Here is a 26,175-nt window from a genome sequence, read left to right as displayed (position 1 = left end):
CAGTATGGATTCGGCACTGTTCTCACTTTTCAGGCATGCGGGCACTGTTCATGGATGATCAATTTGCATTCAGCGACGACCTTCCCAGCACCACCAGCCAGCCCGTATGGCGCGTACTGGCAGTTGATGATGATGCCGACTTCCAGCGCGCCACCGCCTTTGCCCTGAGCGAGCTGGAGCTGCTGGGCGGGCGTATTGAGCTGATCCAGGCGTTCAGCTGCCGTGAAGCCTCGATGCTGCTGGCCAAACACCATGACATCGCCCTGGTATTGCTCGATGTGGTGATGGAGACCGAAGACGCCGGCCTGCGCCTGATCAAGGCGCTGCGTGAGGTGATCGGCAATCGCGAAACCCGCGTGGTGATGCTCACTGGTGAGCCAGGCCTGGCGCCGGCTCATGAGGTGATGCGTGATTACGACATCAACGATTATTGGACCAAAAGTGAACTCAGTGCCGAGCGCTTGCTGACGGTGCTCACCGCAGCGGTGCGCGGTTATGCGCAGCTCAGGGCTGTAGCTAGCGCGCGGCGTGGCTTGCAGATGATCGTCGAGTCGAGCAATGCACTGTTCTGTTCGAAGAGCACCCGCGAGCTGTCGGCCAAGATTCTCTCGGAAATCACCTCACTGCTTGACCTGCAGACCGAGGGCATTGTCTGCGTGCGCGCCGATGAGGGTGACGCCACTACCGAGCCAAATGCGCGGATTGTCAGCGCCAGCGGGCGCTTCTTCGACAGCATCGACGCCAATCTGGACGTGCTGCAGCCGCAGGTCGCGGCGGCGGTGCGCCAATGCCTGCGGGCGCAGCAGACTCTGCGTCTGAGCGATTGCACGGTCTTGTTCTTTCCGCGCTTTCAGGCCGGTTCTGACTACGCCTGCTATATCGACAGTGCACGGGCTCTGGATGACACCGAGTTGGAGCTGCTCAAGGTGTTCAGTGTCAGTATCAGTCGTGGCCTTTATAACGTTGCGCTGTTCAGCCGCCTGGAGGAAATGGCCTATCAGGACGACTTGCTGAAGATCCCCAATCGCAATGCGCTGATTCGCATGCTGGACATGACGCTGAAGTCCGAGGCCAAGGATCAGCGGGTGCTGGTGCTTATCGATATCGATAATTTCTCCGGTGCCAACACCGCCTTTGGTACCGGTTATGGCGATTTTATTCTCGGCCTGGTGGCGAAGAAACTGCGCGACGCCTTCACCCACGAGGTGCTGATTGCCCGGGTGCGTGATGACCTGTTTGCCATCCTCGGCCCGCAAACCCAGGTTAATGCCGCGGACGTGGTGGCACTGTTTCGCCGGCATAAACGCCCTTATGAGCTGGGCCAGGTGCATAGCCTGAGCAGCGTGACCATGCACTTGGCTGATTTTACCGGCAGCGCCAGTGTGGCCCTGCAGGATGCGCTGTTGACCCTGAAACAGGCCAAGCGCTTGGGGCATGACCAACACGGCGTCTACGACCCTCGGCTGCAAGGTGCGCATGCAGAGTCCTATCGCATGTTGCTGGCCTTGCGTGATGCGGTGGACGCCGGCCAAATCAGTGTTGAACTGCAGCCGCAAATTGACCTTGAAACACGCCGCGTCACCGGTGTGGAAGCTTTGGCACGCTGGCGTAAAACTGACGGCAAGATGGTTCCGCCTTTGAGTTTTATTCCTCTGGCTGAAGCCACGGGCTATATCTTGCCGTTGGGCGATTTACTGATGCGTCTCGCGCTGCAGGCGGCAAAACAGCTCGCTGATGCGGGGTACCCGCACATCCGCGTTGCGGTTAACGTCTCGGCACCGCAACTGTTGCAGCATGACTTCATTGAACGGTTTAAGTCGCACTTGCAGGTGGCCGGGGTGCTGCCTGAGCAGATTGAAGTGGAAATTACCGAATCGGTGGCCATGCGCACCTTCGACACCGTCTGTGAAAAGCTTCGTGCGCTGCGGGCCATGGGCGTGGAGGTGGCCATCGATGACTTTGGCACTGGTTTCTCATCGCTCAGCTACCTGCGTTTGTTGCCTGCCGATCGCTTGAAAATCGACCGCAGTTTTGTTCTGGAAATCGGTGAGGTCAGCGACCAGCAGATGATCGCCGAAGCGGTGATCCAGATTGCCGCGCGGGTTGGCATGCGGGTCATTGCCGAAGGCGTCGAAACCCAAAAGCAGGCCGACTGGATTCTCAAGCATGGCTGCCGGCAGGCGCAGGGCTATCTGTTTGCCAAACCGATGGCCTGCGCTGATTTACTCAATTGGTTGAGTGACTGGCCGGAGCGCACGGTCTGATGCAGCAATCCAGACGCGCCAGGCTGTTGTCGCAACCGGTCAGGCGCAACCTATTGCTGCTATTTGTGCCGTGGACGCTGCTGATTCTGCTGCTGATGGCACTGCTTTACGAGCGCTTGCTGGATGCGCGACTTGAACCGTTGTTGCGCGATCAGCAGGTCAGTCTGAACGAGGGCGTTGGCGTGCTCAATCGGCACCTGGCGACCTTGCGCGGCAATCTGCAATTTCTCATCCAACAGCCACTACTGGCTGAGGTGCTGCGGAACCCAAGTGCAGATAACCGGCACGCCCTGAGTCAACTGTTTGTCGAGTTCGCCCGCAGCAGCATGGTTTATGACCAGATTCGCTGGCTGGATGAGCGTGGTGCAGAGCAGGTGCGGGTTGATTGGCGCAATGGCGAGCCGCTGACAAGTGATCAGGCGCAATTGCACAACCAGGCGCAGCACTATTACTTCGTCGAGACCATGAACCTGCCTCAGGGCGCGTTCTACCTCTCACGTTTTGACCTGAACGCTGATATGGGCAGCGTCGAACAACCACTCAAGCCCACTCTGAGGGGTGCCGAGCCGATTTTCGATGGTGAGGGCAAGCGCCGCGGCATCCTGATCCTCAATTACCTTGGGCAAGTGCTGCTGCAGCGTCTGGCCGAGGTGTCCAAGAGTTACGGTAACAACCTGACTCTGGTCGACCACGAAGGCTACTGGATGCTCGCCGCTGATGAGCAGGATGCCTGGGGTTTTGCTCTGGGCAAGCCTGAGGCAACGCTGGCCAGCCGCTTTCCGGATAGCTGGCGGCGGATGCAGGCTGCCCACGATGGCGTGTTTAGCGACAGTGGTGGTTACTGGGCCTTTAATAAGTTCGATCCCTACCAGGGCAGTGGCCAGGACGCGGCAACAGGTGAGTACTGGTTACTGGTTTCGCACCTGCCTCTGGAACAAATTCAGGGCCTGCGCGGGCAAGTATTCTGGCAGGTATTGCTGTTTGTCTGCGTGATGCTCTCTCTTGGGCTACTGGTAGTGTTGCGCCTCGGCTTGGCGGAGTTTGAGCGTGATCAGGTGCGCCAGGCGCTGGAGGTCAGTAGTCAGGCACTGTTGCAGCGTAATGCGGAGCTGCGTGACACGGTTGATCAGCTGCAGCGCACGCGCGGCGCCTTGCTCCAGGCGGAAAAGCTCTCTTCGTTGGGCACCTTGGTCGCGGGGGTGGCGCATGAGCTGAATACGCCGATTGGTGCCGCCAGCATGGCTGCCTCAACCTTGGATAAGGGTAATCAGGGTCTGCAGAAGAGCCTCGGTGAAGGGTTACAGCGTTCGGCGCTGGAGCGCTTTGTGCAGCGCAATGATGAAGGCCTGGCGATCATTCTTAATAGTCTGACGCGCATGGCGCAGCTAACCCGGGCCTTCAAGCAACTGGCCAGTGACCGTGCGAGTACCGAGCGACGTTGCTTTGATCTGGTCGAGTTGGTCGGTGAGGTCATGCTGCTGTTTACTCCCAAGCTTAAGCAGTCAAACCATCGGGTACAGCTGGAGCTACCGCCGAGCCTGATGCTCGACAGCTATCCGGGGCCTCTGGGCCAGATCCTGCAGAACCTGATCGACAATGCGCTGATCCATGCTTTCGATTCGGGCATGAACGGCGTGGTTACGGTCAGGGTTGAGCATGATGAGATGCGCTGCGAATGCGTCATTGAAGTCAGCGATAACGGAGACGGCATGAGCGAGGAGGTGCTGGGGAAGATCTTCGACCCGTTCTTTACCACCCGGCGCGGACGCGGAGGCACCGGGCTTGGCTTGCATATCACCCACCAGCTGGCTGTGGATATTCTCGGCGCTGATTTACAGGTACGCAGCGCGCCAGGGCAGGGCACGCAGTTTCGTCTGCGTTTACCACTCGCCTGAATCTATGGATGAATGGCTGCCAAGCCGTCTGCACCCACGTAGAATCGCCGGCCTGTGCTCTGTGCTGTGATTTTGAGGTCTTCCTGTCATGAATTGCCGTGCCGGCTGCGGCGCCTGCTGCATCGCTCCTTCGATCAGTTCCCCTATCCCAGGTATGCCTGATGGCAAGCCGGCGGGTGTGCGCTGCGTGCAGCTGGATGCGAACAACTACTGCCTGATTTTTGGCCGGCCTGAGCGACCTGCGGTGTGTTCTGCATTTCATGCTGCCGAGTATGTATGCGGCAGCACCACGGCAGAGGCGCTGCAGTTGATTGGCTGGCTGGAGCAAAGCACGGCCGTTGCAGTCTGATACTGTGGCGCAACGTTATTGGCTGCTGGAGGCGTGATGGTGCGGTTTGAAGGGCTGCTCTTGGGAATTGCCGCGTTGCTGGCGGTGAGCGGGGCGCAGGCGGCGCAATGGCGTCTGGCGAAGGATGAAGCGGGTATTCAGGTCTATTTGCAGCAGATCCCAGGCTCAAGTTTTCAGGCGTTTCGCGGTGTCACTCGTATACGAGCGGATATGCCACGCTTGTTGGCCCTGCAGGATGACGTCAGTGGGGCATGCGCCTGGATTCATGCGTGCAGCGAGCAGAAACTGCTCAAGCATGAGGGTGATCTGAGCTGGGCCTACAGCCGCTTCCACACACCTTGGCCAGTGCAACCGCGTGATTCCATCCTGCAGGTGACTACCACGCGTGATGCCGATGGCCGAGTGACCCGCACTCTGCATGGGGTTGCCGATTATTTGCCGCTGCAGCAAGGCTTTGTGAGGGTGAGCAAGGTGGAGGGCTTCTGGAGCCTTACGCCGCGCGAGGGCGAAATCGAGGTGATCTACGAAGTTCATTCCGAGCCGGGTGGCAGCGTACCGGCCTGGTTGGCCAACAGCTTTGTCGTGGATGCGCCGTTCAATACTTTGCAGGGGCTGCGTCAGTTGGCTGAACAGCCATAAAGCTGGCTTATTCAGCGCAATAAAAAAGGCTGCCCGAGGGCAGCCTTTTGTGCGCCGAGAACTGAATTACTTCTTCAGATCGCGCTGCGGGTAGCCGGTGTACAGCTGGCGCGGACGGCCAATCTTGTAAGGGCTGGAGAGCATTTCTTTCCAGTGCGAGATCCAGCCGACGGTCCGCGCCAAGGCGAAGATCACGGTGAACATGCTGGTTGGAATACCGATAGCTTTGAGGATGATGCCCGAGTAGAAGTCGACGTTCGGGTACAGGTTGCGTTCTTTGAAGTACGGGTCGGTCAGGGCGATTTCTTCCAGACGCATCGCCAGTTCCAGCTGTGGATCGTTCTTGATACCCAGCTCTTTCAGTACTTCGTCGCAGGTCTGCTTCATCACGGTGGCGCGCGGATCGCGGTTTTTGTAAACGCGATGACCGAAGCCCATGAGTTTGAACGGATCGTTCTTGTCCTTGGCCTTTGCTATGAATTTGTCGATGTTCGAAACATCGCCAATCTCATCCAGCATGCTCAGCACGGCCTCGTTGGCACCGCCGTGCGCCGGGCCCCAGAGGGCGGCGATACCGGCTGCGATACAGGCGAACGGGTTGGCACCCGAGGAGCCGGCCAGGCGTACAGTGGAGGTGGATGCGTTCTGCTCATGGTCGGCGTGCAGGATAAAGATCTTATCCATAGCCTTGGCCAACACCGGGCTGATCGGTTTGATCTCGCACGGGGTGTTGAACATCATGTGCAGGAAATTTTCCGCGTAGTTCAGGTCATTACGCGGGTACATCATCGGCTGACCCATGGAGTACTTGTAGGTCATGGCGGCGATGGTTGGCATCTTGGCGATCAGGCGCATGGCCGATACTTCGCGGTGATGCGGGTTATTGATGTCCAGGGAGTCGTGGTAGAAGGCCGAGAGGGCACCGACTACACCGCACATGATGGCCATCGGGTGAGCGTCACGGCGGAAGCCGTTGAAGAAAGTCTTCAGTTGCTCGTGAACCATGGTGTGGTTCTTGATGGTGCTGACAAACTTGGCTTTTTCTTCTGCGCTCGGCAGTTCGCCGTTCAGCAGCAGGTAGCAGGTTTCCAGGTAATCGGATTGCTCTGCCAGCTGTTCGATGGGGTAGCCGCGATGCAGCAGAATGCCCTGGTCGCCGTCGATGTAGGTGATCTTCGACTCGCACGAGGCGGTGGACATAAAGCCAGGATCAAATGTGAAACGGCCCGTGGCGGTTAAGCCCCGTACGTCAATTACATCGGGACCAACGGTGCCGGTTAAAATGGGCAGCTCGACGGGGGCTGCGCCCTCGATGATCAACTGCGCTTTTTTGTCAGCCATGTGTGGCCTCCTAGTTATGCTTGAAATCATCTGACTGCCCCCCACGCAGGGCCCGCACCACTATAGTGAGATAAATTCGAATGTCAATTTGCGAAAACCCAGGCGGCAGAAGGGTTTGCGGGTGGTTTTCGGGCTTTTAAAGTGGTTCTTTACGCCATTTATAAAAGGTACGCAATGCGCTTTTAGGTAGGGGGCTTTGCGTTGTCATTAGTAACCTAACTGTCTATACTCTGCGCCCAGCTACCAAGGGCTTTAGCCTGTCTTTTGGTAGTTGTCACTCCTTGGGTGATGGGTACCTGACCAGTGCACCTCCCGACAACTTTGCCCTGATAGTTAGGGGCTCTCAGTGTGATAAAAAGCCGTGAATAGCCAAAGACCTGTAAACCTCGACCTTAGGACGATCAAACTTCCTATCACTGGCGTTACGTCATTCCTTCACCGTGTTTCTGGAATCATTCTGTTTTTCGGCATTGCTGTGCTGCTGTACGGGCTCGACAAGTCGCTGGCATCTGCAGAAGGTTTTGCTGAGGTGAAAGAGTGCTTGACCAGCCCGCTGGCCAAGTTTGTGATTTGGGGTCTGTTGTCCGCTCTGCTGTACCACCTGGTGGCCGGTGTACGCCACTTGATCATGGACATGGGCATCGGTGAGACGCTGGAAGGCGGCAAGCTGGGTTCGAAAATCGTTCTCGTCGTCTCGACGATCGTGATCGTGCTGCTGGGGGTGTGGATATGGTAACCAACGTCACGAATTTCTCGCGTTCGGGTCTTTATGACTGGATGGCGCAGCGTGTGTCTGCTGTCGTCCTCGCGGCTTATGTGCTGTTTTTGCTTGGCTTTGTTGTGTGTAACCCGGGTCTGGGTTATGCCGAATGGCAGGCGCTGTTCTCCAATAACGCAATGCGTATCTTCAGTCTGTTGACCCTGGTGGCGCTCAGCGTTCACGCCTGGGTTGGCATGTGGACAATTTCCACCGACTACCTGACGCCGATGGCCCTGGGTAAGTGGGCTACTGTCGTGCGTTTTCTGTTCCAGGCCGCGTGTGGCGTTGCCATGTTCGCGTTCTTCGTCTGGGGCGTGCAGATTTTTTGGGGTAACTGATCCATGACAAGCATTCGCACTCTTTCTTATGACGCCATCATTATTGGTGGCGGCGGCGCGGGTATGCGCGCTGCACTGCAGTTGGCTCAGGGTGGTCACAAAACCGCAGTTGTTACCAAGGTCTTCCCGACCCGCTCGCACACTGTTTCTGCTCAGGGTGGTATCACCTGCGCCATCGCTTCGGCCGACCCGAACGACGACTGGCGCTGGCACATGTACGACACCGTCAAAGGCTCCGACTATATCGGTGACCAGGACGCTATCGAATACATGTGTTCTGTAGGTCCGGAAGCCGTATTTGAACTGGAGCACATGGGGCTGCCGTTCTCCCGTACCGAGCAGGGCCGCATCTATCAGCGTCCGTTCGGCGGTCAGTCCAAAGGCCCGAATAACCCGACTCAGGCTGCGCGCACCTGTGCTGCTGCTGACCGTACCGGTCACGCCCTGCTGCACACCCTGTACCAGGCCAACCTGAAAGCTGGCACTTCGTTCCTCAACGAGTGGTACGCGGTCGATCTGGTGAAGAACCAGGACGGCGCCGTAGTTGGCACCATCGCCATCTGCATCGAAACCGGCGAAACCGTTTATATCCGTTCCAAAGCCACAGTGTTGGCTACCGGTGGTGCTGGTCGCATTTATGCCTCCACCACCAATGCCCTGATCAATACGGGTGACGGTGTTGGTATGGCTCTGCGTGCTGGCGTTCCGGTGCAGGACATCGAAATGTGGCAGTTCCACCCAACCGGTATCGCAGGTGCCGGTACGCTGGTAACTGAAGGCTGCCGTGGTGAAGGTGGTTACCTGATCAACAAGCACGGCGAGCGTTTCATGGAGCGTTATGCTCCGAACGCCAAAGACCTGGCAGGTCGCGACGTTGTTGCACGCTCGATGGTTAAGGAAATCATTGCTGGTAACGGTTGTGGTCCAGAAGGCGATCACGTGATGCTCAAACTCGATCACCTGGGTGAGGAGGTGCTTCACAGCCGTCTTCCGGGTATCTGCGAGCTGTCGAAGACCTTCGCACACGTTGATCCGGTTGTTGCACCTATCCCGGTTGTGCCGACTTGCCACTATATGATGGGCGGCGTACCGACCAACATCCATGGTCAGGCCATCACCCAGGATGCCAACGGTAACGACAAGATCATCGACGGTCTGTTCGCTGTGGGCGAAGTGGCTTGCGTATCGGTTCATGGTGCAAACCGCCTTGGCGGCAACTCGTTGCTTGACCTCGTGGTGTTCGGCCGTGCCGCCGGTATCCACCTGGAAAAAGCGCTTAAAGAAGGCGTAGATGCGCGTGGCGCGTCCGAGACGGACATTGAGCTGTCGCTCAAGCGTTTGGGTGGCGTCAACGAGCGCGCCACAGGTGAAGACGTAGCGCCGCTGCGTAAAGAACTGCAGAACTGCATGCAAAACTACTTCGGTGTGTTCCGCACCGGCGAATACATGCAAAAAGGCATCAAACAACTGACCGACCTGCGTGAGCGCATCGCGAACGTCAAGATCGCGGATAAGAGTCAGGCATTTAATACTGCGCGTATCGAGGCGCTGGAACTGCAAAACCTTCTCGAAGTCGCTGAGGCTACTGCGATCGCTGCGGAGGCCCGTAAAGAGTCCCGTGGGGCTCATGCTCGCGAAGACTTTGAAGAGCGTGATGACGAAAACTGGTTGTGCCACTCCCTCTATCTTCCAGAGGATAAGCGCGTCAGTAAGCGTGCCGTCAATTTCGCGCCGAAGACAGTACCGGCGTTTGAACCCAAGGTCCGGACTTATTAAGGGTGACTGATATGTTGCAAGTCAGTGTTTATCGCTACAACCCGGAAAAAGATGCAGCGCCGTTTATGCAGGACTTCCAGGTCGATACCGGTGGCAAGGATGTAATGGTTCTCGACGTGCTGGCTTTGATCAAAGAGCAGGATCAAGGCTTTTCTTACCGTCGTTCCTGCCGTGAGGGTGTTTGTGGCTCCGACGGCATGAACATCAACGGCAAGAATGGTCTGGCGTGCATCACGCCGCTTTCGGTTGCCGGCCTTAAAGGTGGCAAGCTTGTGATCCGGCCGCTGCCTGGCTTACCAGTCATTCGTGACCTGGTTGTTGATATGAGCATCTTCTACAAGCAGTACGAGAAGGTGCAGCCATATTTGCAGAACGACACGCCGGCTCCGGCCATCGAGCGTCTGCAGTCGCCGGAAGAGCGTGAGAAGTTGGACGGTCTGTACGAGTGCATTCTGTGCGCGTGCTGCTCGACCAGCTGCCCATCGTTCTGGTGGAACCCAGACAAGTTCCTCGGCCCAGCTGCGCTGCTGCAGGCTTATCGTTTCCTGGCTGACAGCCGTGATACCCAGACCGAACAGCGTCTGGCGTCGTTGGATGATCCGTTCAGTGTGTTCCGTTGCCGCGGCATCATGAACTGCGTGAACGTCTGCCCTAAGGGTCTTAACCCGACCAAGGCAATCGGCCACGTACGTAACATGTTGCTGCAAAGCGGTACCTGATTCACGGTTGTTTGCTAGACCTGTAACACCTGCGGCGCTGCTTTCAACCCAGCGCCGTAGTTTTAGCCAGGGCGGCTGCTCACAAAGCGGTGGCCCTAATTTGAAAAATATGACGACCAGCAGGGGCATCCGGGCTGGTGCCCGGACTATCTGCGGGATCCGTAGTGGCTTACCAGTCGCTGCTTCAGGACTGACAGCCATGCGGTTTCTTCGCCGGTGGTGTCCCCTTACCGAGGGTGACCAAGCATGCAAGAAAGCGTGATGCAGCGCATGTGGGACAGTGCCCACCTATCCGGTGGTAACGCTGCCTATGTGGAAGAGCTCTATGAGCTTTACCTGCACGATCCCAACGCTGTGCCAGAAGAGTGGCGCACTTACTTCCAGAAGTTGCCGACTGACGGCAGCGCCGCCACAGACGTATCGCATTCAACGATTCGCGATCATTTCGTCCTGCTCGCCAAAAACCAGCGCCGCGCCCAACCGGTGTCTGCTGGTAGCGTCAGCAGTGAGCACGAAAAGAAGCAAGTCGAAGTGCTGCGCCTGATTCAGGCTTATCGCATGCGCGGCCATCAGGCTGCCCAGCTCGATCCGCTTGGCCTCTGGAAGCGTCCTGTCCCGGCTGATCTGGCAATCAATCACTATGGTCTGACCGATGCCGATCTGGACACCACCTTCCGTACCGGTGGTCTGTTCATTGGCAAGGAAGAGGCTACTCTGCGCGAAATTCGCGATGCGTTGCAGCAGACATATTGCCGCACCATCGGTGCCGAGTTCACCCATATCGTTGATTCCGAGCAGCGCAGCTGGTTCCAGCAGCGCCTGGAAAGCGTGCGCGGTCGTCCACAATTCTCGGTTGACGTGCAGAGCCACCTGCTTGAGCGTCTGACCGCAGCCGAAGGCTTGGAAAAGTACCTGGGTACCAAATACCCAGGCACCAAGCGTTTCGGTCTGGAAGGCGGCGAGAGCCTTATTCCGTTGCTCGATGAAGTGATCCAGCGTTCCGGCTCCTACGGTACCAAGGAAATCGTTATCGGCATGGCCCACCGTGGCCGTCTTAACGTGCTGGTCAACACCTTCGGCAAGAACCCACGCGACTTGTTCGACGAGTTCGAAGGCAAGAAAACCGAAGGTTTGTCTTCCGGTGACGTGAAATACCACCAGGGTTTCTCCTCCAACGTGATGACCGCTGGCGGTGAAGTGCACTTGGCGATGGCGTTCAACCCATCCCACCTGGAGATCGTTTCGCCGGTGGTCGAAGGTTCGGTACGTGCCCGTCAGGATCGTCGTAACGACGCGATTGGCGAGAAAGTGCTGCCGGTTTCCCTGCACGGTGACGCAGCATTTGCCGGTCAGGGTGTGGTCATGGAAACCTTCCAGATGTCGCAGACTCGCGGCTTCAAGACGGGCGGCACCATCCACATCGTCATTAACAACCAGGTCGGCTTTACCATCAGCAACCCGCTGGACTCGCGTTCCACTGAGTACTGCACGGACGTTGCCAAGATGATTCAGGCGCCGATCCTGCACGTTAATGGCGATGATCCGGAAGCGGTGCTGTTCGTGACCCAGCTGGCTGTCGATTACCGCATGCAGTATAAGCGTGACGTGGTCATCGACCTGGTCTGCTACCGCCGTCGCGGCCACAACGAGGCCGACGAGCCGAGCGGCACCCAGCCGATCATGTATCAGCAAATCACCAAGCAGCGCACCACCCGTGAGCTGTATGCCGAAGTGCTGACCGCTGCGGCGCGTCAGTCGGCGGATGAGGTGCAGGCCAAGATTGACGAGTACCGTACCGCGCTGGATAACGGTCAGCATGTGGTCAAAAGCCTGGTCAAAGAGCCGAACAAGGAACTCTTCGTCGATTGGCGTCCGTACCTGGGCCATGCCTGGACCGCGCGTCACGACACGCGTTTCGAGCTGAAAACCCTGCAGGAACTGTCCAACAAGCTGCTGGAAATTCCGGAAGGCTTCGTCGTGCAGCGCCAGGTCGCGAAAATTCTCGAAGACCGCCAGAAGATGAGTGCAGGTGCACTGCCGATCAACTGGGGCTACGCCGAAACCATGGCCTACGCCACCCTGTTGTTCGAAGGCCACCCAATCCGTATGACCGGGCAGGACATCGGTCGCGGTACCTTCTCGCACCGTCACGCGGTGCTGCACAACCAGAAGGATGCCGGCACCCATCTGCCGCTGCAGAACCTCTACCAGGGTCAGCCGCGTTTTGACCTATACGACTCTTTCCTCTCGGAAGAAGCCGTGCTGGCCTTCGAATACGGCTATGCCACCACCCAGCCGCAGTCGCTGGTGATCTGGGAAGCGCAGTTCGGCGACTTCGCTAACGGTGCTCAGGTAGTGTTCGACCAGTTCATTTCCAGTGGCGAGCACAAGTGGGGCCGTCTGTGCGGTCTGACCATGCTGCTGCCGCACGGTTATGAAGGGCAGGGGCCTGAGCACAGCTCGGCGCGTCTAGAGCGTTATCTGCAACTGTGTGCCGAGCACAACATGCAGGTTGCCGTACCGACCACCCCGGCGCAGATCTACCACTTGCTGCGTCGTCAGGTGATTCGCCCGCTGCGCAAGCCATTGGTCGTATTGACGCCGAAGTCGCTGCTGCGCCACAAATTGGCCATCTCGACTTTGGAAGATCTGGCCGAAGGCTCGTTCCAGACCGTGATTCCGGAGATCGATGCAATCGATCCGAAGAAAGTCGAGCGTCTGATTCTGTGCAGCGGCAAGGTTTACTACGACTTGCTGGAGAAGCGCCGCAACGAAGGCCGCGAAGACATCGCCATCGTGCGTATCGAGCAGCTCTATCCGTTCCCGGAAGATGATCTGGCCGAGGCAATTGCTCCGTACAAGAACCTCAAGCACATCGTCTGGTGTCAGGAAGAGCCGATGAACCAGGGCGCCTGGTACTGCAGCCAGCATCACATGCGTCGCGTGGCGACAGCGCACAAGAAAGCGCTGTTCCTCGAGTACGCCGGTCGTGATGCGTCTGCTGCACCTGCCTGTGGTTATGCATCGATGCACGCCGAACAGCAGGAAAAACTCCTGCAAGACGCCTTTACTGTTTAACGCCTTCGCGCAACAGGCGGCCAACTGGGTCGCCTGCTAGAAGAAACCGAATTTAAGGAACCACACACAATGGCTATCGAGATCAAAGCCCCTACTTTCCCGGAATCGGTTGCCGACGGCACCGTGGCCACTTGGCACAAGAAGCCGGGCGATGCGGTCAAGCGCGACGAGCTGATCGTTGACATCGAAACCGACAAGGTAGTGATTGAAGTGCTGGCCGAGGCCGATGGTGTCCTCGCGCAAATCATCAAGAATGAAGGCGACACCGTTCTGTCCAACGAACTGCTAGGTACCCTGGGCGAGGGCGGCGCGGCTGCTCCTGCACCGGCTGTTGCAGCTCAATCTGCTGCACCTGCTGCCGCTGCTCCTGCCGCTGCTGCGGGCGACGATCAGATCCTGTCCCCAGCTGCGCGCAAGATTGCTGAAGAAAACGGTATCGATCCGAACAGCATTGCCGGCACCGGTAAAGGCGGTCGTGTCACCAAGGAAGACGTGGTGGCTGCCGTTGAAGCGAAGAAGAACGCGCCTGCTGCTGCACCTGCCGCCAAGCCTGCCGCGCCAGCCGCTGCCGCCCCGGTATTCGCCACCGGCGACCGCACCGAGAAGCGTGTACCGATGACCCGCCTGCGCGCCAAGATCGCCGAGCGTCTGGTTGAGGCTCAGTCCTCCATGGCCATGCTGACCACCTTCAACGAAGTCGACATGACCGAAGTCATGGCCCTGCGTTCGAAGTACAAAGACCTGTTCGAGAAGAGCCACAACGGCGTGCGCCTGGGCTTTATGTCGTTCTTCGTCAAGGCTGCCACTGAAGCGCTGAAGCGTTTCCCAGCAGTCAACGCCTCGATCGATGGGACAGACATCGTTTACCACGGCTACGCCGACATCGGCGTTGCCGTGTCCAGCGACCGTGGTCTGGTTGTTCCGGTGCTGCGTAACGCCGAGCTGATGAGCCTGGCTGAAATCGAGAACGGCATTGCCACCTTTGGCAAGAAAGCCAAAGACGGCAAGCTGTCGATCGAAGAAATGACTGGCGGCACCTTCACCATCACTAACGGCGGCACCTTCGGTTCGATGATGTCGACGCCGATCGTCAACCCGCCGCAAGCCGCGATTCTGGGTATGCACAACATTATCCAGCGTCCGATGGCCGTGAATGGCCAGGTGGTAATCCGTCCAATGATGTACCTGGCGTTGTCCTACGATCACCGCCTGATTGATGGTAAGGAAGCCGTGACCTTCCTGGTGACCATCAAGAACTTGCTGGAAGACCCGGCGCGTCTGCTGCTGGACATCTAAAAGCCAGTTTCTCCCTCGGCGGCTCTCTAACCAGGGCCGTCCGGTTTATTCGAGAAGGAATACGTTATGACCCAGAAATTCGACGTGGTAGTCATCGGTGCCGGCCCTGGTGGCTATGTAGCGGCCATCAAAGCAGCGCAGCTCGGCTTAAAGACTGCCTGCATCGAGAAGTACCAGGATAAAGAGGGCAAGGTTGCGCTCGGTGGTACGTGCCTGAACGTCGGTTGCATTCCGTCCAAGGCGCTGCTGGACAGCTCCTGGAAATACTATGAGGCGAAGGATCACTTCGCGATTCACGGTATTGAAGCCAAGGGCGTGAACATCGACGTGCCTGCGATGATCGGTCGTAAGGCCAATATCGTGAAAAACCTCACTGGCGGTGTTGCCACGCTGTTCAAAGCCAATGGCGTGACCCTGCTCGAAGGTCACGGCAAGCTGCTGGCCAACAAGCAGGTTGAAGTCACTGGCTCCGACGGCAAGACGCAGATCGTCGAAGCAGAGAACGTGATTCTGGCCTCCGGCTCCAAGCCGATCGACATCCCGCCAGCTCCGGTTGATCAGGACGTGATCGTTGATTCCACTGGCGCCCTGGAATTCCAGAGCGTGCCGAAGAAGCTGGGCGTGATCGGCGCAGGCGTAATCGGTCTGGAACTGGGTTCAGTATGGGCGCGTCTGGGTGCTGAAGTGACCGTGCTGGAAGCACTGGACAAGTTCCTCCCGGCTGCCGATGAGCAGATCGCCAAGGAAGCGCTGAAAACCTTCACCAAGCAAGGCCTTAGCATCCGTCTGGGCGCTCGCGTTACTGGGTCGGAAGTTAAGAAGAAGCAGGTAACGGTCAACTTCACCGACGCCGAAGGCGAGCAGAAGATCGTATTCGACAAGCTGATCGTGGCTGTTGGCCGTCGTCCGGTGACCACCGACCTGTTGGCGGCCGACAGCGGCGTTGACATGGACGAGCGTGGTTTCATCTTCGTTGACGACCAGTGCGCCACCAGCGTACCGGGCGTTTACGCCATTGGTGACGTGGTGCGCGGCGCGATGCTGGCCCACAAAGCCTCGGAAGAGGGCATCATGGTTGCCGAGCGCATCGCCGGCCACAAAGCCCAGATGAACTACGACCTGATCCCGTCGGTTATCTACACCCACCCGGAAATCGCATGGGTTGGTAAAACCGAGCAGCAGCTGAAGACCGAAGGCGTTGCCGTTAACGTCGGCACCTTCCCGTTCGCTGCCAGCGGTCGCGCCATGGCGGCCAACGACACCGGCGGTATGGTCAAGGTGATCGCCGATGCCAACACTGACCGCGTTCTGGGTGTACACGTGATTGGTCCAAGCGCCGCCGAACTGGTTCAGCAGGGTGCAATTGGTATGGAATTCGGCACCAGCGCCGAGGATCTGGGGATGATGGTGTTCTCCCACCCGACGCTGTCCGAAGCGCTGCATGAAGCTGCTCTGGCAGTGAATGGCCACGCCATCCACATCGCCAACCGCAAGAAGCGTTAAGTCGTTGTTTGTTTGAGCGGATGCCTTCACCGGCGTTGTGTACCGGTGAAGGTGCAGCTCAACAGGAAGAACCACGGCCGACTGCCCGCGTACACCTCAGGTTCTGCGCGGAACGTTAGCCGGATTGCTCCAGAAGCAGTCACAGGTGGTGCGGCATCACAAGTGCAGCACCGTATGCGCAATACCTAAACGAAGACGGTAGACAAGCATGAATCTCCACGAGTATCAGGGTAAGCAGCTGTTCGCTGAATACGGCCTGCCCGTATCCAAGGGCTTCGCGGTAGACACCCCGGAAGAAGCCGCAGCAGCCTGCGAAAAAATCGGTGGCACCGAGTGGGTCGTCAAGGCTCAAGTCCACGCTGGTGGCCGCGGTAAAGCGGGCGGCGTGAAGCTGGTTAAGAACAAAGAAGACGCCAAAGCCTTCGCCGCCAACTGGCTGGGCAAGCGTCTGGTGACTTACCAGACAGATGCCAACGGTCAGCCAGTGACCAAGATCCTGGTCGAGTCCTGCACCGACATCGCCAAGGAACTCTACCTGGGCGCGGTCGTTGACCGTTCCAGCCGTCGCATCGTGTTCATGGCTTCCACCGAAGGTGGCGTGGACATCGAGAAAGTAGCCCACGATACCCCTGAGAAGATCCTCAAGGCGACCATCGACCCGCTGGTCGGCGCTCAGCCGTTCCAGGGCCGCGAGCTGGCATTCCAGCTGGGCCTGGAAGGTGATCAGATCAAGCAGTTCACTCAGATCTTCGTTGGCCTGGCCAAGCTGTTCCAGGACTATGACCTGGCTCTGCTGGAAGTGAACCCGCTGGTGATCAAGGCTGACGGCAATCTGCATTGCCTCGACGCCAAGATCAACATCGACAGCAACGCCATGTACCGTCAGCCGAAGCTGCGCGCCATGCACGATCCGTCCCAGGACGATCCGCGTGAAGCCCACGCTGCCAAGTTCGAACTGAACTACGTAGCGCTGGAAGGCAACATCGGTTGCATGGTCAACGGTGCTGGCCTGGCCATGGGCACCATGGACATCGTCAACCTACACGGCGGCAAGCCAGCCAACTTCCTCGACGTAGGTGGCGGCGCAACCAAAGAGCGCGTGACCGAAGCCTTCAAGATCATCCTGTCCGACAGCAACGTTGCTGCCGTACTGGTCAACATCTTCGGCGGTATTGTTCGTTGCGACATGATTGCCGAAGGCATCATCGGCGCAGTGAAAGAAGTCGGCGTGAAAATCCCGGTTGTTGTCCGTCTGGAAGGCAACAACGCTGAACTGGGCGCTAAAGTCCTGGCAGAAAGCGGCCTGAACATCATCGCGGCAACCAGCCTGACCGACGCTGCTCAGCAAGTCGTCAAAGCTGCGGAGGGCAAGTAATGAGCGTCCTGATCAATAAAGACACCAAAGTTATCTGCCAGGGCTTCACCGGCTCGCAGGGTACTTTCCACTCCGAACAAGCCATCGCCTACGGCACCAAGATGGTTGGCGGCGTGACTCCGGGCAAAGGCGGCACCACTCACCTGAATCTGCCGGTGTTCAACACTGTGCGTGAAGCAGTTGAGCAGACTGGCGCCACCGCCAGCGTGATCTACGTTCCGGCTCCGTTCTGCAAGGACTCGATCCTTGAAGCAGCCATGGGCGGCATCAAGCTGATCGTTTGCATCACCGAAGGCATCGCAACCATCGACATGCTCGAAGCCAAGGTCAAGTGCGACGAGTTGGGCGTAGTCCTGATCGGCCCGAACTGCCCAGGCGTGATCACTCCGGGCGAGTGCAAAATCGGCATCATGCCGGGCCACATCCACTTGCCAGGCAAAGTAGGCATCGTGTCGCGTTCCGGCACCCTGACTTACGAAGCTGTTAAGCAGACCACTGACGCCGGTTTCGGTCAGTCCACCTGCGTCGGCATCGGTGGTGACCCGATCCCAGGCTCCAACTTCATCGACATCCTGAAGCTGTTCCAGGAAGACCCGAAGACCGAAGCGATCGTGATGATCGGTGAGATCGGCGGTTCCGCTGAAGAAGAAGCCGCTGCCTACATCAAGGCTAACGTGACCAAGCCTGTCGTGTCCTACATCGCTGGTGTGACCGCTCCGGCGGGCAAGCGTATGGGCCACGCCGGCGCAATCATCTCCGGCGGCAAGGGTACTGCAGACGAGAAGTTCGCAGCCCTGCAAGACGCTGGTGTGAAAACCGTGCGTTCCCTGGCTGACATCGGCAAGGCCCTGGCCGAGCTGACCGGTTGGGAAGTGAAAAAAGCCTAAGGCTTTTTGATCTGAGAAAAGGCCACCTTTGGGTGGCCTTTTTTATTGCGGCCAGGGATGAACTGTTGTCGATGCGACAGCTTTTTTCACCAGTCCGACAGCCTGACCTGTGCCAGTGCCGCTGGCGTGCCAATTTCGTTAGGCTTGCAACTATTAGTGCCTGCTCCGCCACAAGCGGCTCAGGGTGCTGCAGTGGCCCCGCTTAACCGGCTGGGTGACGTTTCCCCCGATCCATCGGGAAACCCTCGGAACTTTCGGTTTTCAACTTCCAACTTTCTGCCTGTGGTATTCCCTTCTATGACTCGTTTGAAAGGCTCGGATCTCCTGGCCCTCGGTTTTATGACGTTTGCGCTGTTCCTGGGCGCCGGCAACATCATCTTTCCGCCCAGCGCCGGTATGGCAGCGGGCGAGAACATCGGCCTGGCAGCGCTAGGCTTTCTGCTCACCGGTGTCGGCTTGCCGCTGCTGACCATCGTTGCTCTGGCGCGCGTAGGTGGTGGTATGGCGCTGCTCACCGCGCCGCTAGGCAAGCGTGCGGGCGTAATGTTTGCGGTCGCGGTGTACCTGGCCATTGGCCCGTTATTCGCTACGCCGCGCACTGCGGTGGTGTCGTTCGAGATGGGCGTCGCGCCGTTCAGCGGCAATAACAGCACGGCACTACTGCTCTACACCCTGGCCTACTTTGCTGCGGTGCTGTTCCTATCCCTCAACCCTGGGCAACTGGTGGATCGCATCGGCAAGTACATCACCCCGGTGCTGCTGGCTGCGCTGCTGGTGTTGGGCGGCGCTGCTCTGCTGATTCCGGCAGGGGAGATCGGCCAGGTATCGGCGGATTATCAGAGTGCGCCCTTTGTGCAGGGTTTTCTGCAGGGCTACCTGACCATGGATACCCTCGGTGCGCTGGTATTCGGCATCGTGATCGCCACCGCGATTCGCGACCATGGCGTGACCGACGGCAAGCTGATTACCCGCTACTCGGTGATTGCCGGCCTGATCGCTGCAGTCGGCCTGTCGCTGGTGTACCTGGCGCTGTTCTACCTCGGTGCGACCAGTCAGGGCATTGCCGGTGAAGCGCAGAATGGCGTGCAGATTCTTACCGCTTATGTGCAGCACACCTTCGGTACCGCTGGCAGCTTGCTGTTGGCCGTGGTGATTACCCTGGCCTGCCTGACCACCGCTGTGGGTTTGCTGACGGCTTGTGGCGAGTTCTTCAGCGGCCTGTTGCCGGTTTCCTATCGCACGGTGGTGATCGCGTTTGGCGTGTTCAGCCTGCTGGTGGCCAACCAGGGCTTGACCCAGTTGATCAGCTTCTCGATTCCGGTACTGGTCGGCTTGTACCCGCTGGCCATTGTGTTGGTGGCGCTGAGCCTGCTGGATGACCTGTGGTGTTCGCCGGCGCGGGTGTTCCGCCCGGTGATGGCGGTCACCCTGGTGTTTGGCCTGGTTGACGGTATTGCCGCAGCTGGCGGCAAGGCGCTGATCCCCAGCTTCTTCAGCCAATTGCCTTTGGCGGACCAGAGCCTCGGCTGGCTGTTGCCGGTGCTGCTGACCCTGGTCCTGGCTGTTGTGGTGGATCGCGCGCTAGGTGCGCCGAAGACCGCCGCAGCCTAAGTTCTGTTGGTTACAAAAGGCCGCTCACTGAGCGGCCTTTTTGTTGGCCAGCTGAAAGCCAGGCCTGTCTATAATCGGCGCAGGTTAACAAGGAGTTTGCATGCCAATCAGTGACTACTACCTACCGCACCTGCTTGCCGTTCTCTGGTTCGTCGTCTGCTGGGCCGGTTACACCCGCTATGCCCAGGCCAAGGGTCGTACCACGCCATGCCTGGCCAGCGTGCTGCACCTGTACCGCGAAGACTGGATGCGCCGCATGCTGCTACGCGATAACCGCATCGCCGATGCCAACGTGATCGGCAACCTGGAGCGTAACGCCTCGTTCTTCGCCTCCAGTACGCTGATCATCCTCGCCGGTATTCTGACCGTGCTCGGCGCCTCTGATCGCGCAGTATCGCTGCTGGCCGATCTGCCGTTTGTCCAGGCCGCCAGCCGCGAGCTGTCCGAAGTCAAACTGCTGTGCTTGGGGGTGGTGTTCGTCTACGCCTTCTTTACCTTCAGCTGGTGCATGCGCCAGTACAACTTCGCCGCCGTACTGGTGGGTTCTGCGCCGATGGTGGGGGAGCGACATGTCACTGAGCAGGAGCGCAAAGCCTTCGCCGAACGCACCGCGCGGGTGATCTCGATGGCCGCCAACCAGTTCAACCAGGGGTTGCGTGCCTATTACTTCGGTATGGCAACCCTGGCCTGGTTTATCAACCCATGGTTTTTCATACTGGTCAGCGCAGGTGTGGTATTGGTGTTGTACCGCCGCGAGTTTCACTCCGATGTGCTGGAAGTGATGGTCTACACCCAGACCCCGGCATTCGAATCGCCCAAGGAGAAAAGCGAATGAGCATTCCATTCTGGTGCATTTTTATCAGCGCATTACTGATCTTTATTGCCAAGGCCCCGGTGGCCAAGGCCATGGCGAAGGAGGGTGACGGTCATTACGACAACCACCATCCGCGCGCCCAGCAAGCGCGTCTGACCGGTTTTGGCGCGCGTGCTTTGGCGGCGCACTTGAATAGCTTCGAGGCGTTTCCGCTGTTTGCCGTCGGCGTGCTGATGGCCCATGTGACCAATAACCACGGCGTTCTGGTGGATGTCTTGGCCGTGACCTTCGTTGTAGCGCGGGTGCTTTATCTGCTTTTCTACTGGGCCGACCTGCACTGGCAGCGCAGTCTGGTCTGGGTGGTTGGGCTGCTGTGCAGCCTGCTGCTCATGCTTACCCCGGCGCTTTGATTGCGCCATAAACAAACAGGCCCGCATTAAGCGGGCCTGTTTGTTTCAGCTGGAAGGCTTATTGGCCGTCAACAGTATCTTTGACTTCATCGCCAGCATCTTCGATAGCGTCAGCTGCATCATTGGCAGCGTCTTCGATTTTCTCGCCAGTGGTTGGCTCGGTGCCCATCACTTCATCAGCTTTCTGCTCGATGGCTTCGCCGGTTTCTTCAACTGCATCACCCATGGATTCAATGGCTTCAGCAGCGGACTCCTTGGCTGACTCTACTTTGTCTTCCGGGGTTTTCTCGCAAGCTGCCAGGCCGAGCATGGCGGCGAGAAGCAGGGCATAGGTGAATGGCTTTTGCACGGTTAGTACTCCTTGTAGTGTAGAAATCAATGCCGGGTCGCCCGGGCATAGCCATTAAACAACGCAGTTTCGCCGAAGTTCCCTATTAATTTACTGGCAGTTCGCGTCAGCAGGTCGGCTCCGTGGTGCCGGGCCTGGTGTCTGCGAGTATCATGCTCACCCTTTGTACAGCTGTCCTGAGTCTGAAGTCATGAGCGATTCTCCTATTGTTGCGCGGGCGCAGCGTTTTCTATCGGTCCTGCGTCATTGCCAGGTGCTCGGCATCAGTGTGCACAGCGCTGATGCACAGGGGCTGATCCTGCGTTTGCCCTACAGCCCACAGATCGTTGGTAACCCGGAAACCGGTGTGATCCACGGTGGTGCCATCACCACGCTGATGGACACCACCTGCGGTATTTCCACTGTGTGTGTGCTGCCAGAGTTCGAAATCTGCCCAACCCTCGACCTGCGCATTGATTACATGCGCCCGGCTGAGCCGAACAAGGATGTATTTGGTTTCGCTGAATGCTACCGGGTAACCGAGAACATCATCTTCACCCGCGGCTATGCCTATCAGGACAATCCCGATGAGCCGATTGCCCATGTGGTCGGCGCCTTCATGCGCATGGGTAAACCTGCTGATCTGCAACGCACTGCCAAGGGAGCTGGCCAATGAGCACGCTGAATCTCAACCAGCTGGTGCGCGAAGCCCACGAGCAGAATAACTACGATTCACTGATCAGCCTGATTCCCTACGCCAAATTGCTTGGCATCGAGTGTCTGCGCCTGGGTGATGACATGGTGTTTCGCTTGCCGGCCAACCAGGACAATATCGGTAATCCGACCTTGCCCGCATTGCATGGCGGGGTGATCGCCGGTTTTATGGAGCATTCGGCAATGCTTCATCTGCTGATGTTTATGGGTATTCCACATTTGCCGAAAATCATCGACTTCTCGATAGATTACCTTCGTGCCGGCCATTATCGTGACACCTTCGTGCAATGCCAGGTTTGGCGCCAAGGTCGCCGGGTCGCCAACGTGGCCATCACCGCCTGGCAAACCAATCAGACCGAGCCGATTGCTACGGCGCGGGCGCACTTTAAGGTCGATGAACCTTGAGGTATGCCGGCCAGGCGGATAACCCCTCGTTTAACCATCGCTAAGGATTACTGAATGGATGCGCTGCTGATTCTGGGTGGCTTGCTGCTGATACTCGCCGGGTTGGTCTGGCTGGTCATGCGCGCCTTTGCTACCGGCCTGCTGTGGGGCTGGGCCAGTTTCCTGCCGCCGTTCACCTTGCTGTATGTGTTGCGCCATTGGCGTTCGGCGCGGCCAGCGCTGGCCTTGGCCAGTTTGGGGATTATTCCGCTGGTGGTCGGCCTGACCTTGCTGGCCAGCCATGATGCGCAACGTCTTGAAGCCATCTTCAGCCTCAAGTGGCTTGAGCCTGAAGTGCAAGCACCCGCCGAATTAGCGATTGTGCTGAGTGGCCAGTTGAATGGCCGCCCCTTTTCGCCGCAACAGGCTGAGCTGATTGATGGCGTGTTGAGCTTGCGTGAGGGGCAGGATTTCTTTGCCCAAAGCGAACTGGTAATTCGTCTACCCAGCGTCGCTTCGGGCCCAGTGCGGTTCGATGTGTTGCCGGCCGATGAAGGCATACTGCCGGAAGTGGAAATCAGCTGGTTATTGCCTGAGCAGGAGTTGCCCGAAGCGCGGCGTTTGAGCCGAGGCTACACCTTGCATCTGGACTTGCAGCCGGTGCCGCCGAACAAGCTGGCCGGTGATTTCCATCTGGTACTACCGCCGCAGTTCAAAACCACCCTGAGCGGCAAGCTTGAGCTGTTCCGCAATGGCCTGCGTTATCAGGGCGACAAAGTCGATCGCCAGTTCGACTCGGTGGATACCGTCAGCCATGTGATTCAGGACTACTTGGAGCGCCGCTTTGCCACTCGCCGGGTGGAATTGCTGCCAATCGGTAACCTGAACTTTCCACTGCAGAGGGTTGATCTGAACGTCCAGGCGCGGATCAACGGTGAGCTGCAGCAATTGCCGATCCTGCTGCAGAAGCAGGATAAGCGTGGCTGGCAAGTCGCTGCCGATAGTTTTCCGCCGTTACCTAGCGCCGATGCACCGCCGGTTACCGAGGCCAAACCGGTTGCAGTGGCGGCAGTCGTTCCGGAGCGCGTCAGTCGGCCTCTGGATCGGCGTGTACGTTTCAGCCTTGATGGCTTGCTGCGCAACCCCAACCGCTATGAAAACCTCAGCATGCGAGCCACCACTGAGCGCGGTAACAGTGCCGAGGGTCGCTTTCAGGGTATCGATCAGGACGGTCGGATCACTTTGCGCCAGCGCATGAGCGGGCAGGGTGAAGTCAGTTTCAGCCTGCAGCCGGAAGAGATTACCCGTATCGAGTTGCTTGAGCCCTGAGAACCTATTTACGATCTGCTGCGCGTCGGCCCTGCGGCGTTAAAAACAGCCTCAGAAGCCGCTTGCGGCTAACGCGCTTTAGCGCGACCCGAAGGGCGAGTGACGCGAGTAATGCTCATGTACAACAGTACACTCGTGTGCGAGCCCAGTCCGCTTGATTCGCTGCGCTCACCCTGTGGGCCAGCCTACGGCTGTTACTGCGCTACGCTACGTTTCTTGCCGCTTTGACCAGCCGGAGGCTGTTACTAACGTAGCGCCTTGCAGGTCTCTAGCTCGCTAGATCCTAAACAGGTTCTGCAGCAAACACTTGAAATCCCACAACATGCCCCCACCTGTATGACATCCGCCGCACTGCGGCTTCGTCAACAACGTGGAGTAAGAGAGCATGAGTGTGGAAACTCAAAAAGAAACCCTGGGCTTCCAGACCGAGGTGAAGCAACTGCTTCACCTGATGATCCATTCGCTGTATTCGAACAAGGAAATCTTTCTTCGTGAGCTGATTTCCAACGCATCGGATGCCACCGACAAGCTGCGTTTCGAAGCGCTGGCCAAGCCTGAGCTACTCGAAGGCGGCGCTGAGCTGAAAATTCGCGTCAGCTTCGACAAAGACGCCAAGACCGTCACCCTCGAAGACAACGGCATCGGCATGAGCCGTGAAGACGCGATCACCCACTTGGGCACCATCGCCAAGTCGGGCACCGCCGACTTTATGAAGAACCTCTCCGGCGACCAGAAGAAGGACTCGCACCTGATCGGTCAGTTCGGTGTGGGCTTCTACTCTGCCTTTATCGTTGCCGACAAGGTTGAAGTGTTCAGCCGTCGCGCCGGCAGCCCGGCCAGCGAAGGTGTGCATTGGTCGAGCAAGGGCGAGGGCGAGTTCGAAGTTGCCACCGTTGAAAAAGCCGAGCGCGGTACCCGTATCGTGTTGCACCTGAAAGCGGCTGAAGACGAGTTCGCCGATGGCTGGCGTCTGCGCAATATCATCAAGAAGTACTCCGACCATATCGCCTTGCCGATCGAGCTGCCGAAGGAGTTTCACGGCGAAGAGAAGGACAAGCCTGCCGAAGTTGAGTGGGAAACCGTCAACCGCGCCAGTGCCCTGTGGACCCGTCCGCGTACCGAGATCAAGGACGAGGAGTACCAGGAGTTCTACAAGCACATCGGCCACGATTTCGAGAACCCGCTGAGCTGGAGCCACAACAAGGTCGAAGGCAAGCTGGAATACACCTCGCTGCTGTATACCCCGGCGCGTGCGCCGTTCGATCTGTATCAGCGTGAAGCGCCGCGTGGCCTGAAACTCTACGTGCAGCGCGTATTCGTTATGGACCAGGCTGAGTCCTTCCTGCCGCTGTACCTGCGCTTTATCAAGGGTGTGGTCGACTCCAACGACCTGTCGCTGAACGTCTCCCGCGAAATTCTGCAGAAAGATCCGATCATCGACTCGATGAAGTCGGCGCTGACCAAGCGCGTGCTGGACATGCTGGAAAAGCTGGCGAAGAACGAGCCTGAGCACTACAAGAGCTTCTGGAAGAACTTCGGTCAGGTACTCAAGGAAGGCCCGGCGGAAGACTTCGCTAACAAGGAGAAGATCGCCGGCTTGCTGCGCTTTGCTTCCACCCGCACCGAAGATGGCGAGCAGAGTGTTGGCCTGGGCGAGTACATCGCGCGCATGGCCGAAGGTCAGGACAAGGTCTACTACCTGACTGGCGAATCCTACGCTCAGGTGAAGAACAGCCCGCACCTGGAAGTGTTCCGCAAGAAAGGCATCGAAGTGCTACTACTCACCGACCGCATCGATGAGTGGCTGATGAGCTACCTGACCGAGTTCGACGGCAAGCAGTTTGTTGACGTGGCACGCGGTGATCTGGACCTCGGCAAGCTGGATTCGGAAGAAGACAAGAAGGCTCAGGAAGAAGTCGCCAAGGCCAAAGAAGGTCTGGTCGAGCGTCTGAAAACCGCACTCGGTGAGCAGGTCGCCGAGGTGCGTGTATCGCATCGTCTGACCGACTCGCCGGCGATTCTGGCCATTGGTGAGCAGGACCTGGGTCTGCAGATGCGTCAGATCCTCGAAGCCAGCGGGCAGAAGGTGCCGGACTCCAAGCCGATCTTCGAATTCAACCCAAGCCACCCGCTGATCGAGAAGCTCGATGGTGAGGCCGATGAAGATCGCTTTGCCGACCTCAGCCACATCCTCTTCGACCAAGCGGCATTGGCAGCAGGCGACAACCTGAAAGATCCAGCCGCTTATGTGCAGCGGTTGAACAAGCTACTGGTTGAGCTCTCCGCCTAATCCATGCAGATATTAAAAAGCCCGCCATTGGCGGGCTTTTTTGTCGGTGCTTGATTGACAGGCTGGGCAGGCTCG

22 protein-coding genes are annotated in these 26,175 nt (G+C 58.2%); 20 read left to right on the top strand and 2 right to left on the bottom strand.

Annotated elements, in window-relative coordinates; translation table 11 throughout:
- Positions 1-50 precede the first annotated feature (50 nt).
- The 4 genes from ALTER154_RS11850 to ALTER154_RS11835 all read left to right on the top strand — a co-directional run bounded on the left by ALTER154_RS11850 (position 51) and on the right by ALTER154_RS11835 (position 5,147).
- Positions 51-2,264 carry an EAL domain-containing protein gene (locus ALTER154_RS11850; protein WP_160087262.1) on the top strand — a complete coding sequence of 738 codons (2,214 nt, stop codon included), beginning with the start codon at positions 51-53 and terminating at the stop codon, positions 2,262-2,264.
- Entirely contained in the window at positions 2,264-4,159 is a 1,896-nt protein-coding gene (locus ALTER154_RS11845) for a sensor histidine kinase (RefSeq protein ID WP_160087260.1), read from the top strand. Before ALTER154_RS11850 ends, ALTER154_RS11845 begins: the two co-directional genes overlap by 1 nt.
- Positions 4,160-4,247: 88 nt before the next feature.
- Complete coding sequence (locus ALTER154_RS11840) at positions 4,248-4,508, top strand: YkgJ family cysteine cluster protein (protein ID WP_090253261.1); 261 nt, start codon at positions 4,248-4,250, stop codon at positions 4,506-4,508.
- 36 nt (positions 4,509-4,544) lie between these two features.
- A complete protein-coding gene (locus tag ALTER154_RS11835) occupies positions 4,545-5,147 on the top strand; it encodes an START domain-containing protein (RefSeq protein WP_160087258.1) in 603 nt (200 codons plus the stop codon).
- A gap of 66 nt (positions 5,148-5,213) precedes the next feature.
- On the opposite strand, the gene gltA is transcribed toward ALTER154_RS11835, so the two are convergent.
- Complete coding sequence (gltA, locus tag ALTER154_RS11830) at positions 5,214-6,488, bottom strand: citrate synthase (protein WP_160087256.1); 1,275 nt, start codon at positions 6,486-6,488, stop codon at positions 5,214-5,216.
- A 361-nt stretch (positions 6,489-6,849) separates the two neighbouring features.
- Between gltA and sdhC the strand changes: the two genes are divergently transcribed.
- From sdhC to ALTER154_RS11770, 12 genes are all read left to right on the top strand, one after another.
- Positions 6,850-7,224 carry a succinate dehydrogenase, cytochrome b556 subunit gene (gene sdhC / locus ALTER154_RS11825; protein WP_160087254.1) on the top strand — a complete coding sequence of 125 codons (375 nt, stop codon included), beginning with the start codon at positions 6,850-6,852 and terminating at the stop codon, positions 7,222-7,224.
- Positions 7,218-7,586, top strand: coding sequence for a succinate dehydrogenase, hydrophobic membrane anchor protein (gene sdhD / locus ALTER154_RS11820; RefSeq protein WP_160087252.1), 369 nt, complete (start codon positions 7,218-7,220; stop codon positions 7,584-7,586). The genes sdhC and sdhD overlap by 7 nt, the downstream gene beginning before the upstream one ends.
- Before the next feature lie 3 nt (positions 7,587-7,589).
- Positions 7,590-9,362 carry a succinate dehydrogenase flavoprotein subunit gene (gene sdhA / locus ALTER154_RS11815; RefSeq protein WP_160087250.1) on the top strand — a complete coding sequence of 591 codons (1,773 nt, stop codon included), beginning with the start codon at positions 7,590-7,592 and terminating at the stop codon, positions 9,360-9,362.
- Positions 9,363-9,373: 11 nt separating this feature from the next.
- A complete protein-coding gene (locus ALTER154_RS11810) occupies positions 9,374-10,081 on the top strand; it encodes a succinate dehydrogenase iron-sulfur subunit (RefSeq protein WP_090253279.1) in 708 nt (235 codons plus the stop codon).
- A 246-nt stretch (positions 10,082-10,327) separates the two neighbouring features.
- A complete protein-coding gene (locus ALTER154_RS11805) occupies positions 10,328-13,159 on the top strand; it encodes a 2-oxoglutarate dehydrogenase E1 component (protein WP_160087248.1) in 2,832 nt (943 codons plus the stop codon).
- A gap of 69 nt (positions 13,160-13,228) precedes the next feature.
- Positions 13,229-14,455 (top strand): 2-oxoglutarate dehydrogenase complex dihydrolipoyllysine-residue succinyltransferase, encoded by a 1,227-nt coding sequence (gene odhB / locus ALTER154_RS11800; protein ID WP_160087246.1) that lies wholly within the window; start codon positions 13,229-13,231, stop codon positions 14,453-14,455.
- 66 nt (positions 14,456-14,521) lie between these two features.
- Positions 14,522-15,958 (top strand): dihydrolipoyl dehydrogenase, encoded by a 1,437-nt coding sequence (gene lpdA, locus ALTER154_RS11795; RefSeq protein ID WP_160087244.1) that lies wholly within the window; start codon positions 14,522-14,524, stop codon positions 15,956-15,958.
- 208 nt (positions 15,959-16,166) lie between these two features.
- Entirely contained in the window at positions 16,167-17,333 is a 1,167-nt protein-coding gene (gene sucC, locus ALTER154_RS11790) for an ADP-forming succinate--CoA ligase subunit beta (protein ID WP_090253289.1), read from the top strand.
- A complete protein-coding gene (gene sucD, locus ALTER154_RS11785; RefSeq protein ID WP_090242057.1) occupies positions 17,333-18,220 on the top strand; it encodes a succinate--CoA ligase subunit alpha in 888 nt (295 codons plus the stop codon). The genes sucC and sucD overlap by 1 nt, the downstream gene beginning before the upstream one ends.
- A gap of 297 nt (positions 18,221-18,517) precedes the next feature.
- Positions 18,518-19,831, top strand: coding sequence for a branched-chain amino acid transport system II carrier protein (gene brnQ / locus ALTER154_RS11780; protein ID WP_160087242.1), 1,314 nt, complete (start codon positions 18,518-18,520; stop codon positions 19,829-19,831).
- A gap of 100 nt (positions 19,832-19,931) precedes the next feature.
- Positions 19,932-20,666, top strand: a complete 735-nt coding sequence (locus ALTER154_RS11775) for a DUF599 domain-containing protein (protein ID WP_160087240.1) — start codon at positions 19,932-19,934, stop codon at positions 20,664-20,666.
- Positions 20,663-21,055 (top strand): MAPEG family protein, encoded by a 393-nt coding sequence (locus ALTER154_RS11770; protein ID WP_160087238.1) that lies wholly within the window; start codon positions 20,663-20,665, stop codon positions 21,053-21,055. Before ALTER154_RS11775 ends, ALTER154_RS11770 begins: the two co-directional genes overlap by 4 nt.
- A 58-nt stretch (positions 21,056-21,113) precedes the next feature.
- Here the strand turns inward: ALTER154_RS11770 and ALTER154_RS11765 are convergent, their stop codons facing one another.
- Entirely contained in the window at positions 21,114-21,404 is a 291-nt protein-coding gene (locus tag ALTER154_RS11765) for a hypothetical protein (RefSeq protein WP_090253300.1), read from the bottom strand.
- A 190-nt stretch (positions 21,405-21,594) separates the two neighbouring features.
- Here ALTER154_RS11765 and ALTER154_RS11760 point away from each other — a divergent pair, with 190 nt between their 5' ends.
- The 4 genes from ALTER154_RS11760 to htpG all read left to right on the top strand — a co-directional run bounded on the left by ALTER154_RS11760 (position 21,595) and on the right by htpG (position 26,100).
- Entirely contained in the window at positions 21,595-22,059 is a 465-nt protein-coding gene (locus ALTER154_RS11760) for a PaaI family thioesterase (RefSeq protein WP_090253302.1), read from the top strand.
- Positions 22,056-22,502 (top strand): PaaI family thioesterase, encoded by a 447-nt coding sequence (locus ALTER154_RS11755; protein ID WP_090253305.1) that lies wholly within the window; start codon positions 22,056-22,058, stop codon positions 22,500-22,502. Before ALTER154_RS11760 ends, ALTER154_RS11755 begins: the two co-directional genes overlap by 4 nt.
- 54 nt (positions 22,503-22,556) lie before the next feature.
- Positions 22,557-23,810, top strand: a complete 1,254-nt coding sequence (locus tag ALTER154_RS11750) for an MFS transporter (RefSeq protein ID WP_160087236.1) — start codon at positions 22,557-22,559, stop codon at positions 23,808-23,810.
- Positions 23,811-24,195: 385 nt separating this feature from the next.
- The gene (gene htpG, locus ALTER154_RS11745; protein WP_160087234.1) at positions 24,196-26,100 is read left to right on the top strand and encodes a molecular chaperone HtpG; all 1,905 of its coding nucleotides are present in this window, start codon (positions 24,196-24,198) and stop codon (positions 26,098-26,100) included.
- The last annotated feature ends 75 nt before the right edge of the window (positions 26,101-26,175 follow it).

This window comes from Pseudomonas sp. 9AZ (assembly GCF_902506525.1).
In the GTDB taxonomy this organism is placed as follows: Bacteria; Pseudomonadota; Gammaproteobacteria; order Pseudomonadales; family Pseudomonadaceae; genus Aquipseudomonas; species Aquipseudomonas peli.
The sequence above is the reverse complement of the archived record's forward strand: the minus strand, read 5'-3'. Positions and strand labels throughout refer to the sequence as shown.

What these genes read in the sequence shown, in the direction of transcription:
- ALTER154_RS11850 (WP_160087262.1), top strand. Translation starts at nt 51, where the DNA reads ATGGATGATCAATTTGCATTCAGCGACGACCTTCCCAGCACCACCAGC.
- ALTER154_RS11845 (WP_160087260.1), top strand. Translation starts at nt 2,264, where the DNA reads ATGCAGCAATCCAGACGCGCCAGGCTGTTGTCGCAACCGGTCAGGCGC.
- ALTER154_RS11840 (WP_090253261.1), top strand. Translation starts at nt 4,248, where the DNA reads ATGAATTGCCGTGCCGGCTGCGGCGCCTGCTGCATCGCTCCTTCGATC.
- ALTER154_RS11835 (WP_160087258.1), top strand. Translation starts at nt 4,545, where the DNA reads ATGGTGCGGTTTGAAGGGCTGCTCTTGGGAATTGCCGCGTTGCTGGCG.
- gltA (WP_160087256.1), bottom strand. Translation starts at nt 6,488, where the DNA reads ATGGCTGACAAAAAAGCGCAGTTGATCATCGAGGGCGCAGCCCCCGTC.
- sdhD (WP_160087252.1), top strand. Translation starts at nt 7,218, where the DNA reads ATGGTAACCAACGTCACGAATTTCTCGCGTTCGGGTCTTTATGACTGG.
- sdhA (WP_160087250.1), top strand. Translation starts at nt 7,590, where the DNA reads ATGACAAGCATTCGCACTCTTTCTTATGACGCCATCATTATTGGTGGC.
- ALTER154_RS11810 (WP_090253279.1), top strand. Translation starts at nt 9,374, where the DNA reads ATGTTGCAAGTCAGTGTTTATCGCTACAACCCGGAAAAAGATGCAGCG.
- ALTER154_RS11805 (WP_160087248.1), top strand. Translation starts at nt 10,328, where the DNA reads ATGCAAGAAAGCGTGATGCAGCGCATGTGGGACAGTGCCCACCTATCC.
- odhB (WP_160087246.1), top strand. Translation starts at nt 13,229, where the DNA reads ATGGCTATCGAGATCAAAGCCCCTACTTTCCCGGAATCGGTTGCCGAC.
- lpdA (WP_160087244.1), top strand. Translation starts at nt 14,522, where the DNA reads ATGACCCAGAAATTCGACGTGGTAGTCATCGGTGCCGGCCCTGGTGGC.
- sucC (WP_090253289.1), top strand. Translation starts at nt 16,167, where the DNA reads ATGAATCTCCACGAGTATCAGGGTAAGCAGCTGTTCGCTGAATACGGC.
- sucD (WP_090242057.1), top strand. Translation starts at nt 17,333, where the DNA reads ATGAGCGTCCTGATCAATAAAGACACCAAAGTTATCTGCCAGGGCTTC.
- brnQ (WP_160087242.1), top strand. Translation starts at nt 18,518, where the DNA reads ATGACTCGTTTGAAAGGCTCGGATCTCCTGGCCCTCGGTTTTATGACG.
- ALTER154_RS11775 (WP_160087240.1), top strand. Translation starts at nt 19,932, where the DNA reads ATGCCAATCAGTGACTACTACCTACCGCACCTGCTTGCCGTTCTCTGG.
- ALTER154_RS11770 (WP_160087238.1), top strand. Translation starts at nt 20,663, where the DNA reads ATGAGCATTCCATTCTGGTGCATTTTTATCAGCGCATTACTGATCTTT.
- ALTER154_RS11760 (WP_090253302.1), top strand. Translation starts at nt 21,595, where the DNA reads ATGAGCGATTCTCCTATTGTTGCGCGGGCGCAGCGTTTTCTATCGGTC.
- ALTER154_RS11755 (WP_090253305.1), top strand. Translation starts at nt 22,056, where the DNA reads ATGAGCACGCTGAATCTCAACCAGCTGGTGCGCGAAGCCCACGAGCAG.
- ALTER154_RS11750 (WP_160087236.1), top strand. Translation starts at nt 22,557, where the DNA reads ATGGATGCGCTGCTGATTCTGGGTGGCTTGCTGCTGATACTCGCCGGG.
- htpG (WP_160087234.1), top strand. Translation starts at nt 24,196, where the DNA reads ATGAGTGTGGAAACTCAAAAAGAAACCCTGGGCTTCCAGACCGAGGTG.